This is a genomic window from Pseudomonas sp. Seg1 (assembly GCF_018326005.1).
GTDB lineage: Bacteria > Pseudomonadota > Gammaproteobacteria > Pseudomonadales > Pseudomonadaceae > Aquipseudomonas.
The window spans coordinates 1,814,844-1,830,049 of record NZ_AP021903.1; the positions used below are offsets into that span (position 1 = coordinate 1,814,844).

Genomic DNA, 15,206 nt, shown 5'->3' on the forward strand with positions numbered 1-15,206 from the left:
GGGAGAGGATGAAGGCAGTAATTTTGGCGGGTGGTCTGGGCACACGCATCAGTGAAGAGTCGCACCTCAAGCCCAAGCCGATGATCGAGATTGGCGGCAAGCCAATTCTCTGGCACATCATGAAGCAGTACTCCGCCCACGGGATTCACGATTTCGTGATTTGCCTGGGCTACAAGGGGTACGCGATCAAGGACTTCTTCGCCAACTACTTCCTGCACACCTCCGATGTGACCTTCGACATGCGTGAAAACCGCATGGATGTTCACCAGAATTACAGCGAACCATGGCGTGTGACGCTGATCGATACCGGTGAAGAGACCATGACCGGTGGCCGCCTTGGGCGAGCCGCGCGCTATCTGGAAAATGAGGAAGCCTTCTGCTTCACCTATGGCGACGGCGTTTCCGATTTGAACATCGGCGCGTTGGTTGATTTCCACCTGACCCACGGCAAACTGGCCACCGTTACCGCCGTACAACCGCCGGGACGCTACGGTGCGCTGGATCGCGAAGGTGATCGGGTCTTGGGTTTCACCGAGAAGCCACGCGGCGACGGTGGCTGGATCAACGGCGGCTTTTTCGTGTTGTCGCCCAAAGTCCTGCCGCTGATCGAAGGCGATTCGACGTCGTGGGAGTCGGGTCCGCTGGACGGTCTGGCCGCACGCGGTGAGTTGATGGCGTTCCAGCACGACGGTTTCTGGCAGCCCATGGACACCCTGCGCGACAAGAATCATCTCGAAGCGCTGTGGCAGAGCGGGGAGGCCCCATGGAAACAATGGGACTGAGCGCGGATTTCTGGCGCGGCAAACGTGTACTGGTCACCGGCCACACCGGTTTCAAAGGCAGTTGGCTGACCCTGTGGCTGCAAAGCCTCGGCGCGCAAGTCAGCGGCTTTGCCCTGGAGCCGTCGACCGAGCCGAGCCTGTTCGAACTGGCGCGCGTGCACGAAGGCATCAATGATCAGCGCGGTGATCTGCGCGATCTCGGCGCTCTGCTGGAAATCATCGCCGACACCGAGCCTGAGATCGTTCTGCATCTGGCTGCACAACCGTTGGTGCGCGAAGGCTATCGCGATCCGCTCGGTACCTACTCCAGCAACGTCATGGGCACGTTGAACCTGCTTGAAGCGATTCGTCAGGTCGGCTGCGTGCGCGCCTGCGTGCTGGTGACCACCGACAAGGTCTACGCCAACAAAGAGTGGCTATGGCCCTACCGCGAAGACGAAGCCCTCGGTGGTCACGATCCTTACAGCAGCAGCAAAGCCTGCTGCGAGTTGCTTGCACAATCCTATGCCGCGTCGTTCTTCCCGGCGGACAAGTACGCCGAACACGGTCTGGCCCTGGCCACCGCGCGCGCCGGCAACGTCTTGGGCGGCGGCGATTTTGCACCGGAGCGACTGATTCCCGACGTGCTCAAAGCCTGGACGGCCGACGAGCCGGTGACCCTGCGCTATCCGCAAGCCGTGCGCCCATGGCAGCACGCGCTGGAGCCGCTGGCCGGTTATCTGCAACTGGCCGCCGGCCTTTACGAAGAGGGCCCGGAGTACGCCGGTGCCTGGAACTTCGGCCCGGGCGAGGCGGACATGTGCAGCGTTGGCGAGGTGGTCGAATTGCTCGCCAGCCGCTGGCCGCAGGCGCGTGGCTTGCGCATCGAACCGAGTGAATTGCACGAGGCCGGCCTGCTGCGTCTGGACAGCAGCCGCGCACGCCAGGTGCTCGGCTGGCAACCACGCTGGACCTTGCAGCAATGCCTGACCCAGACCCTCGACTGGCATCTGGCGTGGCAGAACGGCGATGACATGCGCAACGTGACACTTGGCCAATTGAACCTGTACCGAGGCGCGCTGTGAGCGAGTTTTCCCTGAAGGCATTGCCGCTGGCCGGCCTGTTCAGCGTCCAGCACAAACGTTTCGAAGACCAGCGCGGGCACTTCGCCCGGCTGTTCTGCGAAGGCAGTCTGAGTGCGTTCGGCAGCGAATTCCATATCCGCCAGATCAACCATTCCTGCACCCGCGAGAAGGGCAGCGTGCGCGGTCTGCATTATCAGAATGCCAATGCGCCGGAAGCCAAACTGATCACCTGCCTGCGTGGTGAAGTGTGGGATGTGGCGGTCGATCTGCGCCCCGACTCCGCAACCTTTTTGCACTGGCACGCCGAGCATCTCAAGGCCGGTGACGGTCGCAGCCTGTTGATCCCGGCGGGCTTCGCCCACGGTTTCCAGACGCTCACCGAAGACGCCGAATTGCTCTACCTGCACAGCGCCGATTACGCGCCGGAGCATGAGGGCGGTCTGTCGGTGAACGATCCACGGCTGGCGATTGCCTGGCCGTTGCCTGTCAATAATTTGTCAGCGCGTGATTCCAGCCATCCCGCGCTCGATCAACACTTTGCTGGAGTGCGTCTATGAACTGCCGTGGGTGCGCCGCACCGCTGAGCCTGCCGCTGATCGACCTCGGCACCTCGCCGCCGTCCAACGCCTACGTGCATGCAGATCGCCTGGATCAGGCTGAGCAATGGGTGCCGTTGAAGGTCGCCGTGTGTCAGCAATGCTGGCTGGTGCAGACCGAGGACTACACCCGCGCCGACAGCTTGTTCGATGCCGAGTACGCTTACTTCAGTTCGTTTTCCAGCACTTGGCTCGCGCATGCCGAGCGTTATGTGGCAGAAATGGTCGAGCGTTTTGGCCTGACTGCCGACAGCCGCGTGGTTGAAGTCGCCGCCAACGACGGTTATCTGCTGCAGTACGTGGCCGCTCGCGGCATTGCGTGTCTGGGCGTTGAGCCGACGCGCAGCACCGCACAGGCAGCACGCGAGAAGGGCCTGGAAATCCGCGAACTGTTCTTCGGTCGCGACACCGCCTCGCAGTTGCACAGCGAAGGCTGGGGCGCTGACCTGATGGCGGCCAACAACGTGCTCGCGCACGTGCCGGACATCAACGATTTCCTCGCTGGTTTCGCCACTTTGCTCAAACCGGCCGGCGTCGCCACCTTCGAATTTCCACAACTGCTGACGCTGATGGCTGGCGCGCAGTTCGACACGCTGTACCACGAACATTATTCCTACCTGTCGCTGACCGCCGTGCAAGCCCTGTGCGAGCGCAATGGCCTGGAAGTGTTCGACGTCAGCCAGTTGAGCACCCACGGTGGATCGCTGCGGGTGTTCGTGCAGCGCAAGGATGGCGAACGTCGTCCGGTGCAGGCAGCAGTGCAGCAACAGTTGCAGGCGGAACTCGAGGCCGGGGTGAAAACTACCGAGTACTACGCGACCCTCGCGCCCGCCGCTGAACGCATCAAGCATGAACTGCTGCGCTTTTTGTTACAGGCCAAGGCCGACGGCAAGCGTGTGGTTGGCTACGGTGCGGCAGCCAAGGGCAATACCTTGCTCAACTACGCCGGGGTCAAACCGGACCTGCTCGCCTGGGTGGCGGATGCCAATCCGCACAAGCAGGGCAAGTTTCTGCCGGGCAGCCGTATCCCGATTGTCGCGCCTGAGCGTATTGCCCAGGAGCAGCCTGACTACATTCTGGTTTTGCCGTGGAACCTGTTGAGCGAAGTGACGCAGCAACTGTCGGCGGCCAAGGCATGGGGCGCACGCTTTGTCGTCGCCGTTCCGGAGTTGATCATCCAATGAGCAGAATCCATTACACCAAACCCAGCGTTGGCGAACTCGAAGCGCAGTATGCCCTGGACGCCGTGCAGAACGGTTGGGGCGCGCGTTGCTACGAATACCTGACACGTTTCGAGCACGGCTTTGCCGAGCATCTGGGCGCAACCTACGCCATCGCCACCTCCAGTTGCACTGGCGCGCTGCACATGGGCATGGCAGCCCTGGGCGTTGGCGCTGGCGACGAAGTGATCCTGGCCAACACCAACTGGATTGCCTCGGCGGCGCCGATCACTTACCTCGGTGCTACGCCGGTGTTTGTCGATGTGCTGGCCGACAGCTGGTGCCTGGATCCGCAACGGGTCAGAAGCGCGATCACCCCGCGCACCAAGGCGATTCTGGCAGTGCACTTGTACGGCAATCTGTGTGACATGGACGCGCTGCTCGCCATCGGTCGCGAATTCGGCATCCCGGTGATCGAAGACGCGGCGGAAGCCATCGGCTCGCAATGGCGCGGCAAGGCTGCCGGCTCGCAGGGGGCTTTCGGCGCTTTTTCGTTTCATGGCACCAAGACCATGACCACCGGTGAAGGTGGCATGTTCGTCACCTCGGACAAAGCCTTGTATGAGCGGGTCCTGACCCTGTCCAACCATGGTCGTGTGGCCGGTTGCACCAAGCAGTTCTGGCCGGAGTTTGTTGGCTTCAAATACAAGATGAGTAACCTGCAAGCGGCTGTCGGCTGTGCTCAGGTCGAGCGCATCGACGAGTTGATCGAGCGCAAACGGGCGATTTTTGCCAACTACGCGCGAGCGCTCGAAGGTGTGCCGGGGGTGTCGCTCAATCCCGAGCCAGCCCATGGCCGCAATGGCTACTGGATGCCGACCGTGGTGTTCGATGCCGACACCGGCATCCACCGCGAGCAAATGATCGCTGCCTTCCAGGCCGCCGACATCGACGCCCGGGTGTTTTTCTGGCCGCTGTCGTCGCTGCCGATGTTCAGCGAATACGTGGTCGATACGCCGCTGGCGTTCGCACTCCCTGAGCGCGCCTTCAACCTGCCGAGCTATCACGACATGACCGACGCCGATCAGCAGCGGGTGGTGCAAGTGGTGCTCGATCTGCTGGCGCGCAGGCACGCATTGTGAAGATGTATCTGCTGGGGGCGGCCAACCCGGAAGCGGTGCGCATGCTGCACGCCGTCAAGCGCAGCACGCCGAACATCGAATTCGCTTTTCTGGACAACGATCCGCGCAAGCACGGCACGCTGTTTCACGGGGTGCCGGTGCTCGGCGGGTCCGAACTCGTCGGCGAGCTTAATGGCGAGGACGTGCGCTTCGTCAATCTGATCACCGGCAGTACCCGGTTACGCTACGAAACCACCTGCCAGTTGGTCGACGCCGGTGCGCGACTCGGCCAGTTCGTTCATCCGGGTATCGACCTGAGCATGATCCGCATGGGGCAGGGCAGTTACCTGCAGGAAGGCGTGCTGATGCAGGCCGAAGTGACACTGGGCGACAACACCAGCATCAGCGCCGGCAGTGTCGTGGGGCATGAAGGGCAGATCGGCCACTCGGTGTTCATGGCGCCGGGCGTGTGTATCGCAGGTTGCGTGGAAATCGGTGACGGGACCTTTATCGGCACCAACGCCACGATCCTGCCGCGCTTGCGCATCGGGCGGTGGGTGACCATCGGTGCCGGTGCGGTCGTGACCAGGGATGTTCCGGATTTTTCGGTCGTGGTGGGCAATCCCGCCAGGATCATCAAGACCAACGCAGTGCCTTACCCGGACGCCAGAGTGTTCAGGTAAGCCGTTTCCCGAATTTTTGGAGAGTTGCAATGAATCCGCATGAACAGTTTCGCGAAGAAGTAAAAGCCAACATCGAAGGCCTGCAGCAAGACAAGGCCTTGCAGACCGAGTCCCTGGACTGGGTCGGCACCACGGCCAGACACAAGTACACCTACAACTTCAGCTGGATGGGCCGGCCGATCATTCAGTTCCCGCAGGACATGGTTGCGATGCAGGAAATCATCTGGAACCTGCGTCCGGACGTGATCGTCGAGACGGGCATCGCCCACGGCGGTTCGCTGGTGTTCTATGCCTCGATTCTGGAACTGATCGGGCATGGCGAAGTGTTGGGCATCGACATCGATATCCGCGAGCACAATCGCGAAGCGATCGAAGCGCACCCGATGTTCAAACGCATCAGCATGATCCAGGGTTCGAGCATCGACACCGCGATCGTCGATCAGGTGCGCGAGCGTGTGCAGGGCAAAAAAGTCCTGGTGGTGCTGGACTCCAACCACACCCACGAGCACGTCCTCGAAGAGCTGCGCCTGTATGCACCACTGGTTTCGGTGGGCAGTTATTGCGTGGTCATGGACACCGTGGTCGAAGACATGCCGGCCGATGCTTTCCCGGATCGTCCGTGGGGCAAGGGTGACAACCCGAAAACCGCAGTGTGGGCTTACCTGGAAGAAAACCGCGATTTCGAGATCGATCAGTCGATTCACAGCAAATTGCTGATCACAGTCGCGCCGGATGGTTATCTGCGTCGCGTGCGTTAATCGACAAACAACGATGAGTTTTCGGCGACTCGCCGCGTGTGGGGAATATATGCAAGGCAAGAACACTTCTGAAACCGGTCTGGCACTCAACGAACAGTTGACCATTGTGCTGATCTCTCACGAACGCCCGGCGTTTCTGCGTAGAGCCATTCGCTTCTACAGCAGCCTGCCGTGCAGGATTCTGGTGCTGGATTCGTCGGCGGTGGCGCTGGCGGGCATCCCTGCCGAATTCACCAACGTGGATTATCAGCACTTGCCGCAGTTCGGCTACTGGGGCATTCGCGCCAAGCTCGCCTACGGTGTCGAGCAGTTGCAGACGCCTTACATGGTGTTCGCCGCCGACGATGATTTCCTTGTGCATGACGCCCTGCATGAAGCCGTGGCGTTCATGGAAGCCAACCCCGATTACAGCCTGTGCCATGGCTACAGCATGATGTATCTGGCGTTGGCCAACAGCGTCAATTACTACCGCCGCGACAAGAAAGTCTGCGAGGACTACTCGGCCGATCAGGCCGAGGATCGCCTGCTCGATTACATGCATCAGTACTTGCCGCCGTTCTATGCGGTGCAGCGTACGGCGATCTTGCGCGACTGGTACAACGCGATGCCGCAAGACACGATCTTCCAGTGGCAGGAAGTCGGTCACACCTATTACATGCTGGCTCGGGGCAAGGCGCGGATTCTGCCGATTCCTTATGTCGTGCGCGAAATCAACTACGAACAGTCTGATCACAACACCGAGATCTATCACTCTCTGGCCTATATGGACGCCAAGAGCGTGGCCGGACGTGAAGCGTTTGCCGAGTTCCTTGCCGGGCTGCCGACCCAGCTTGGGCACCAGGATCCACAGCAGGGCAAACAGTTTGTTCTGAAGAGTTTTGCCACGCTCGCCGAAAGCCTGCAGACCAACCGGGCACTCACCGCCGAGCTGATCTTCGAGTCGACATGGATCGATATCGAGGCCGGGCCGCAGCGTCGCTTCGGTCCCAAGCAATACGTTGAAATGCCGTTCTACAACCAGGTGTTTTTCGATCAACTGACTCAATTCGAGTTTCTGTTGCACGCGATGCCGGCCGGACGCGTTCAGCTCAAGGAGCTGGAGGGTATCTGGGCTCGCCAGCAGAGCCTGATGCTGGCACGCAACAATGACACCCCGGAAAGCGTGCTCGACCGCTTGTGGCAGGCGCACGACCTTAACGTGTTCAATCGCACGGTGATCAAGCAACTGATCGCGCAATTGCAACCGCTGGACGAGGAAGACGACGCGCCAGTGCTGCGTGACTGGGTTGCGCGCCTGGACGCAGCGTTGCTCGAAGGGCATCAGCCTGTATTCGAGAAAATGCTGACCGGCCGCCTGCTCAAGTGGCTCGCTGCGCGTACGCCGGATACCGAACAGGCTGCGGCGATTGCCCGGCACCTGGCCGACAATGGCGGTGGTCCGCAGTTCGGCATTTTCCTGCTCGATCTGGACAACGACCTCGACAAGTTGCAGATCTCCCTGGACAGCTTGCTCGAAGGCCACAGCAAAGCTTTCAAGGTCGTGGTCTTCACCACGGGTGAGCCGCCAGCTGCAACCACTGCACAAAATACGCTGCACTTTGTGCGAGTGACCCAAAGCAACTTCGTCGACAAGCTCAACCAGAGCGTCAATCAATCGACCAGCGACTGGCTGCTGCTGGCGGAAGCGGGTGAAGAGTTCACGGCTGCCGGCCTGTTGCGTGCCAGCCTGGAATTGATGGCGGCGCCAGGTGTGCGTGCGGTGGCCACGGATGAAATCCAGCGCCAGGAAAATGGTGCGCTGGTAAATATGTTCCGCCCGGGCTTCAACCTGGATCTGCTGCAGAGCGTTCCGTCACTGATGGCGCGGCACTGGTTGATTCGTCGCGAAGTGCTGACTGAACTCGGTGGCTATCAGGTCGATTTCAGCAAGGCGCTGGAACTCGATGTGCTGCTGCGCATCATCGAGCAGGGCGGCCTCGACGGCCTGGCCCATCTCGACGAACCGTTGCTGATCACCCGCGCGCCGGAACTGACAGAAAATGCTCACGAGCGGCAGGCGCTGCTGCGCCATTTGGGTAATCGCGGTTACAAGGCTCAGGTCACCTCGACGCAGCCTGGCACCTGGCAGATCGACTATCGCCATGCCGAGCGGCCGCTGGTCTCGGTGATCGTGCCTGCCGGCGACGATCTTGGCGCCTTGCAACGCTGCCTGGATGGCGTGCTGCTCAGAACCCGTTACACCCGCTATGAGCTGTTGATTGCGGTCAACCCGAACCAGTCGGCCGAGATCAATGACTGGTTGGGAACGCTGCGCAACGCCAAGGTGCAGGTGCTGCATGCAGATCGCCCGCTTGATCAAGTGGCGCTGTACAACGCGGCCAGCCAGCAGGCGCAGGGCGAATATCTGGTGCTGCTGGCCACCGACAGTGAAGTGGTCAACCCGAACTGGATCGAGTCGTTGCTCAATCACGCCCAGCGTCCTGAGGTCGGCATCGTCGGTGCCAAACTGGTGGACCGCGACGGCAAGATCTCCCAGGCAGGTTTGATTCTCGGGTTGAACGGCGGGGTGGCTTCGGCCTTCATCGGCGAGAAACACGCGAGCGAAGGTTACATGCAGCGCCTGGCGGTCGAGCAGAACTATTCGGCTGTGTCGAAGGTGTGCCTGATGGTGCGCAAAGAATTGTTCAACGCACTGGGTGGCCTGGACGAAGTGACCTTCGCCGACGGCTTCAGCGATGTTGATCTGTGTCTCAAGGCCGGGCAGGCCGGTTACCTCACGGTGTGGACGCCGCTGGTGCAGGTATTGCACACCGGCGAGTTGCCGCAAGCCCCTGACGCATTGTCTGCATTGCGTGAGAAGTGGAGCGCGGCCTTTGCACAGGATCCGGCGTACAACGCCAACCTGGCGCTGACCGGCAAAGGTTTTACCCTGGGTGAAAGTGCCCCGATCAATTGGGCGCAATTGCTCGGCTAAGCCTTGCGAACAGGACACAGGAATTCAGATATGTTCAACGGCAAATCAATCTTCATCTCCGGCGGCACCGGCTCGTTCGGGCGCAAATTCATCGCCCGTCTGCTGGAGCAATACCAGCCCAAGCGCGTGGTGGTGTTCTCCCGTGACGAGTTGAAGCAGTACGAAATGCAGCAGACGTTCAACGCACCGTGCATGCGCTATTTCATTGGTGATGTGCGCGATGCCGAGCGCTTGCGTCAGGCCATGCGCGGCATCGACTACGTGGTACATGCCGCTGCGTTGAAGCAGGTGCCGGCGGCGGAATACAACCCGACCGAATGCATCCGCACCAACGTCAATGGCGCGGAGAACATCATTGCCGCCGCCATCGACAACGGCGTGAAAAAGGTTGTGGCGTTGTCTACCGACAAAGCGGCCAGCCCGATCAACCTGTACGGTGCGACCAAGTTGCTCTCGGACAAATTGTTCGTCGCCGCCAACAACATTGCCGGCGAGCAGGAAACCCGTTTTGCCGTTGTGCGCTATGGCAATGTGGCCGGCTCGCGGGGTTCGGTGGTGCCGTTCTTCAGCAAGCTGATCGCCGACGGCGCAGAGCAGTTGCCGATCACTGACGAGCGCATGACGCGGTTCTGGATCACCCTCGACCACGGCGTGCAGTTCGTGCTCGACAGCTTCGCGCGGATGCACGGTGGTGAAGTGTTCGTGCCGAAGATCCCGTCGATCCGCATCGTCGATCTGGCGCACGGCATGGCTGAACATCTGCCGCACAAGAACGTCGGCATTCGTCCCGGCGAAAAACTCCATGAGTTGATGGTGCCGCTGGACGATGCGCGGATGACCCTTGAGTTTGCGGATCACTACACCATCCAGCCATCGATTCGCTTTACCAGTGTCGATGTCGATTTTGCCGTCGACAAACTCGGCGAACGGGGTCATGCCGTGAGCGAAGATTTCGAATATCGCTCCGACACCAATCCGCATTTCCTCTCGGTCGGGCAGATCGCCGACCTGCACGCGAAGCTCTCGGCATGATCCCCTACGGTCGGCAAAGCCTCGATCAGGCAGACATCGATGCCGTCGTCGAAGTGCTGCAGTCGGACTGGCTGACCCAGGGGCCGAGCATCGAGCGTTTCGAGCAGGCCATGGCCGAGCGTTGCCAGGCCGATTACGCCGTCGCGGTGAGCAACGCCACGGCGGCTCTGCACATTGCCTGCCTGGCGGCTGGCTTGGGGCCGGGTGATCGGTTGTGGACGACGCCGAACACCTTTCTCGCGTCGGCCAATTGTGGGCGGTACTGCGGGGCTGAAGTTGATTTCGTCGACATCGATCCACTGACCTGGAACCTCGACGTTGTCGCCCTCCAGGCGAAGCTCGAGCAGGCCGAGCACGACGGCACATTACCGAAAGTCCTGATCGCGGTGGCGTTCTCCGGGCAGAGCTGCGATATGCGCAAGATTGCCGAACTGGCCGAGCGCTACAACTTCACCGTGATCGAGGATGCCTCGCACGCGGTGGGCGCCAGCTACGCCGGGCGTCCGGTGGGTTGCGGTGAATTTGCGGCGATGACCGTATTCAGTTTTCACCCGGTGAAGATCATCACCTCGGGAGAGGGCGGCATGGTGCTGACCAATCGTGCGCAGTTGGCCGAGCGCTTGCAGCGTCTGCGCAGCCACGGCATGACCCGTGATCCGCAGCAGATGACCGAGCCCAGCCACGGTCCCTGGTATTACCAGCAGATCGAGCTGGGTTTCAATTACCGGATCACCGATTTGCAGGCTGCGCTGGGCCTGTCGCAACTGGCCAAGCTGGACGACTTCATCGCGCGTCGTCGTGAACTGGCGGCGCGCTATGAGCGTTTGCTGGCCTATCTGCCGCTGACCTTGCCCAGTGCGCAGCCGGAGGCGGAGTCGGCGTGGCATCTGTACGTGGTGCGACTGCAGACCGAGCGCGTCGGCCTGACGCATCGGCAGGTATTCGAAGGTTTGCGTGCAGCCGGTATCGGGGTGAATCTTCACTATATTCCCGTGCATTTGCAGCCGTACTATCGCGACCTGGGTTTTGCCGAGGGCGACTTCCCCGAAGCCGAGCGTTATTACGCCGAGGCGATCAGCCTGCCGCTGTATCCGTTGCTCAGCGAGGAACAGCAGGACCATGTGATCGAGCAGTTACGTCGGCTGACCGAATAAATCCCGCTGCGGCGGTGGATGGGGCTGTGCAATGCGTGAGCTGAGTGAGCAGGAAAAATTCTGGCAGGGCGATTTCGGCAATCAGTACGTTGACCGCAACATCGGTAAGCCACTGGTGGCGGCCAATCTGGCGCTGTTCGACAGGGCTCTGACCCGCGCCGCACGCATCGCCAGCGTGGTGGAACTGGGCACCAATGCCGGCAACAACCTGCAGGCGTTGCATCAATTGCTGCCGCAAAGTGAACTGTTCGGGGTCGAGATCAATGAATGCGCCTGCGCCCAGGCGCGGGCGTTGGACATTGCGCAGATCTGGCACGGCTCGCTGTTCGACTTTCCCCGCGAGCGCACCTACGACCTGAGCCTGACCAAAGGCGTGCTGATCCATCTGGCGCCGGAGCTTTTGGCGAGCGCGTATGCGCAGTTGTATGCTCTGAGCCGGCGCTACATCCTGATCGCAGAGTATTACAGTCCGGTCCCGATGGAAGTGTCCTATCGCGGCAACAGCGGCAAACTGTTCAAACGCGATTTTGCTGGCGAAATGCTCGATCGCTATGCCGATCTGCAGTTGCTCGATTACGGCTTCGTGTATCACCGCGATGCGCAATTCCCGGCAGATGATGTCACCTGGTTTTTATTGGAAAAGCGCCCTTGAGCAACGTCGCAATCATCCCGGCCCGTGGCGGCAGCAAACGCATCCCGCGCAAGAATCTTGCGCTGTTTGACGGCGTGCCGATGATTGTCCGCTCGATCCGCACGGCACTGGATTCAGGCGTGTTCGATCAGGTCGTGGTCAGTACCGACGACGCGCAGATCGCCGATGTCGCGCGGGCGCATGGCGCGCAGGTGCCGTTCCTGCGCCCGGCGGAGTTGGCCGATGATTTCACCGGCACCGCAGCCGTGATCGTGCACGCCTTGCAGCAACTGCCAGCCTTCGATTACGCCTGTTGCGTGTACGCCACGGCGCCGCTGTTGCAGGCGTCTTATCTGCGCGAGGGATTCGAGTTGCTGAAGCTGCATCCGGACAAGTCATTTGCCTTCTCGGTTTGCAGTTTCGGTTTTCCGGTGCAGCGAGCGCTGACGCTGGACGGGCAGGGCGCGCTCACGGCGTTGTACCCGGAGTTTCGCAACACCCGCTCGCAGGATTTGCCCGAAGCGTTTCAGGATGCCGGCCAGTTTTACTGGGGGCGCAGCGACGCCTGGTTGCGCAGCGAAGTGGTTTATTCGTCGGCGAGTCTTCCAGTGATTTTGCCGCGACATCTGGTGCAGGACATCGATACGCCTGAAGACTGGAAGCGCGCCGAATACCTTTACGCCGCGCTCAAGGCCGGCGGAGAGCTGCGATGAGAGTGCTGATTCGCGCCGACGCCTCGCCGACCATTGGCAGCGGCCACATTGCCCGGTGTCTGACCTTGGCTCGCGTGCTGCGCGAGCAGGGCAGTCATGTCGCGTTTGCTTGTCGGCGCTTGCCGGGACATCGGCTCGACGTCCTGAGCGAGGAAGGTTTCGAGACCTTCGCGCTACCGGATTTCTACCCCGATGAAGACCCGCAACAAGCCATCGAATCGATGCTGCCGTGGCAGGCCGACATCGATGCATTGGGCGCGTTACTGCAAGGTCATGGCGAATTCGACTGGATTATCGTCGATCACTACGGCCTCGATCATCACTGGCAAACCGCCGCGCGTCGTTGGGCGCCGCACATCGCTGCGGTCGATGATCTCGCCACTCGGCGCTACAGCATTGATCTGCTGCTTAATCAGAATCTCTCGGGGCTCAGCGAAAACTACGCTGCGCTAGTGCCTGATGGCTGCCGCACCCTGCTCGGTCCGCGTTATGCGATGTTGCGTGAAGAGTTCAACGGCCCGGCGATCGAAATCAAAGCCAGGGCGCGACGGGTATTGGTCAATTTCGGTGGTTTCGACGCAGCGATGCAGACTCATCATGCGATGCTCGCGTTGGTGGGTTTTCCCGAGCTGGAAGTGGACTTTGTTGCCGGTGCCGACAATCCGGCGTGGGCGCAAATGCAAGCCCTGAGCGATACGCGACCGAATTGGCGTCTGCACAGCTTTGTCAGTGATTTCCATCAGCGCATGACCGAGGCCGACCTGTTTATCGGCGCTGGCGGCGGTACCAGTTGGGAGCGTGCGGCGCTGGGCCTGCCGACCATCTGTATCGCGGTGTCGAACAACCAGCAAGTCAATGGCGAAGTCATGGCGGCAGCCGGCGCCCATATATTCATGGGCGCGCGGGAGCAGATCAGTGTCGAGCAGTTGCGCGATGCGATTGGTTTCGTCGCGGGAAATCAGTATTTGCGGCAGAGCCTGGCAGAACGTTCGCGGCAACTGGTCGATGGTCGTGGAGCGTTGCGAGTCGCTGCGGCGTTGGCCGGCGCCGTGCTCAAGGTTCGTCCGGCGACGCAGGACGACACGCCGCTGCTACTCGACGGAATGCGCGCCAGTCTGCGTAATCCGCAGCACTTGTTGTTGATCGCCGAGGCCGACGACGGCCCGGTCGGGGTGTTGCGTTACGACCTGCGCGGCTTCGAAGCCGACGTTTCGCTGCATCTGTTTGCAGGGCGAATCGACCTTGGCTGGGGCAGGGCGCTGCTGGCGCGGGGCGAGTCGTTTGTCCGGGCACACTGGCCGCAATTGACCGCCATTTCCGCCCAGGTGCAGCCGGATAATCACGCTTCATTGAATGTATTTCGCGACGCCGGCTTCAATCAAAATGCCTGCGCGTTCACCAAGGTTTTGAAGGAACACCACACATGAGCAGTTTCAAGATTGGCGACCGTCTGATCGGTGCCGATGCGCCGCCGTTCATCATTGCCGAGATGAGCGGCAACCATAATCAGTCGCTCGATGTGGCCCTGCAAATTGTCGAAGCCGCCGCCAAGGCCGGCGCGCATGCCTTGAAACTGCAAACGTACACCGCCGAAACGATGACGCTGGATCTGGCCGAAGGCGAGTTCTTCATCAAGGATCCGGGCAGTCTGTGGGCGGGGACTTCGCTCTACGATCTGTATGAGAAAGCCCATACGCCTTGGGAATGGCATGCACCGATTTTCGCCCGGGCCAAAGAGCTGGGGATGCTCGCGTTCTCGACGCCGTTCGATGACACGGCCGTGGACTTTCTCGAAAGTCTCGACGTGCCGGCCTACAAGATCGCCAGTTTCGAAAACACCGACCTGCCGTTGATTCGCCGTGTCGCCGCCACCGGCAAACCGCTGATCATTTCCACCGGCATGGCCAGCATCGCCGAACTCGACGAAACCGTGCGCGCTGCCCGCGCGGCGGGTTGCAAGGATCTGGTGCTGCTCAAATGCACCAGCACGTATCCGGCGACACCGCTCAACAGCAACGTGCGCACGATCCCTCATCTGCGTGAATTGTTCGGTTGCGAGGTGGGGCTGTCCGACCACTCGATGGGCGTCGGTGTGTCGGTGGCAGCCGTGGCGCTTGGCGCGACGGTGGTGGAAAAACACTTCACCCTTGACCGTTCGGCAGGTGGGGTTGATGCGAGTTTCTCGCTGGAACCTGCAGAAATGGCCAGTCTGGTGCTGGAAACCGAACGTGCCTGGCAGGCTTTGGGGCACGTGCAATACGGCGCCACCGAAGCTGAACTGAAATCGGTGGTCTATCGCCGTTCGCTGTACGTGACCGCCGACATGGCCGCGGGTGAGCCCTTTACTCGGGACAATCTGCGGGCCATTCGTCCCGGCCTCGGTCTGCCGCCCAAGCACACCGACGCCGTTCTCGGCCGCCGCGCTCGCACGCCGATCAAGCGCGGCACGCCGCTGGATTGGTCGTTGGTCGAATAAGCCGATCTGCACCGATTCGGCAAAATAGCGTGACCTGCGAGTCATAACGCGCATCTTCACTG

The 15,206-nt window shown here is 61.0% G+C and carries 14 protein-coding genes; all 14 read left to right on the forward strand.

Annotated features, from left to right (window positions below):
* Nucleotides 1–8: 8 nt before the first annotated feature.
* From rfbF to pseI, 14 genes are read left to right on the forward strand one after another with little or no spacing between them, the layout of a single operon-like run.
* Nucleotides 9–782: a glucose-1-phosphate cytidylyltransferase gene (rfbF, locus tag KI231_RS08060; protein ID WP_103305345.1), complete on the forward strand. Its 774-nt coding sequence runs from the start codon at nt 9–11 to the stop codon at nt 780–782.
* Complete coding sequence (gene rfbG, locus KI231_RS08065) at nt 764–1,846, forward strand: CDP-glucose 4,6-dehydratase (protein ID WP_213027930.1); 1,083 nt, start codon at nt 764–766, stop codon at nt 1,844–1,846. The genes rfbF and rfbG overlap by 19 nt, the downstream gene beginning before the upstream one ends.
* Entirely contained in the window at nt 1,843–2,403 is a 561-nt protein-coding gene (locus KI231_RS08070) for a dTDP-4-dehydrorhamnose 3,5-epimerase family protein (protein ID WP_213027931.1), read from the forward strand. The genes rfbG and KI231_RS08070 overlap by 4 nt, the downstream gene beginning before the upstream one ends.
* A complete protein-coding gene (locus tag KI231_RS08075) occupies nt 2,400–3,626 on the forward strand; it encodes a class I SAM-dependent methyltransferase (RefSeq protein WP_213027932.1) in 1,227 nt (408 codons plus the stop codon). Before KI231_RS08070 ends, KI231_RS08075 begins: the two co-directional genes overlap by 4 nt.
* Nucleotides 3,623–4,744, forward strand: a complete 1,122-nt coding sequence (locus KI231_RS08080) for a DegT/DnrJ/EryC1/StrS family aminotransferase (protein ID WP_213027933.1) — start codon at nt 3,623–3,625, stop codon at nt 4,742–4,744. Before KI231_RS08075 ends, KI231_RS08080 begins: the two co-directional genes overlap by 4 nt.
* On the forward strand, nt 4,741–5,406 hold the full coding sequence (locus tag KI231_RS08085; RefSeq protein ID WP_103305350.1) for an acetyltransferase: 666 nt from the start codon (nt 4,741–4,743) through the stop codon (nt 5,404–5,406). The genes KI231_RS08080 and KI231_RS08085 overlap by 4 nt, the downstream gene beginning before the upstream one ends.
* Nucleotides 5,407–5,435: 29 nt before the next feature.
* On the forward strand, nt 5,436–6,164 hold the full coding sequence (locus KI231_RS08090) for a cephalosporin hydroxylase family protein (protein ID WP_213027934.1): 729 nt from the start codon (nt 5,436–5,438) through the stop codon (nt 6,162–6,164).
* A 49-nt stretch (nt 6,165–6,213) separates the two neighbouring features.
* Complete coding sequence (locus KI231_RS08095; RefSeq protein ID WP_213027935.1) at nt 6,214–9,138, forward strand: TIGR00180 family glycosyltransferase; 2,925 nt, start codon at nt 6,214–6,216, stop codon at nt 9,136–9,138.
* Nucleotides 9,139–9,168: 30 nt separating this feature from the next.
* Entirely contained in the window at nt 9,169–10,170 is a 1,002-nt protein-coding gene (gene pseB / locus KI231_RS08100) for a UDP-N-acetylglucosamine 4,6-dehydratase (inverting) (protein WP_213027936.1), read from the forward strand.
* Nucleotides 10,167–11,324, forward strand: coding sequence for a UDP-4-amino-4,6-dideoxy-N-acetyl-beta-L-altrosamine transaminase (pseC, locus tag KI231_RS08105; protein ID WP_213027937.1), 1,158 nt, complete (start codon nt 10,167–10,169; stop codon nt 11,322–11,324). The genes pseB and pseC overlap by 4 nt, the downstream gene beginning before the upstream one ends.
* A 31-nt stretch (nt 11,325–11,355) precedes the next feature.
* A complete protein-coding gene (locus tag KI231_RS08110) occupies nt 11,356–11,976 on the forward strand; it encodes a pseudaminic acid biosynthesis-associated methylase (RefSeq protein ID WP_213027938.1) in 621 nt (206 codons plus the stop codon).
* Complete coding sequence (gene pseF / locus KI231_RS08115) at nt 11,973–12,668, forward strand: pseudaminic acid cytidylyltransferase (RefSeq protein WP_103305356.1); 696 nt, start codon at nt 11,973–11,975, stop codon at nt 12,666–12,668. The genes KI231_RS08110 and pseF overlap by 4 nt, the downstream gene beginning before the upstream one ends.
* On the forward strand, nt 12,665–14,095 hold the full coding sequence (gene pseG / locus KI231_RS08120) for a UDP-2,4-diacetamido-2,4,6-trideoxy-beta-L-altropyranose hydrolase (RefSeq protein WP_213027939.1): 1,431 nt from the start codon (nt 12,665–12,667) through the stop codon (nt 14,093–14,095). Before pseF ends, pseG begins: the two co-directional genes overlap by 4 nt.
* The gene (gene pseI / locus KI231_RS08125) at nt 14,092–15,144 is read left to right on the forward strand and encodes a pseudaminic acid synthase (protein WP_213027940.1); all 1,053 of its coding nucleotides are present in this window, start codon (nt 14,092–14,094) and stop codon (nt 15,142–15,144) included. Before pseG ends, pseI begins: the two co-directional genes overlap by 4 nt.
* Nucleotides 15,145–15,206: the final 62 nt, after the last annotated feature.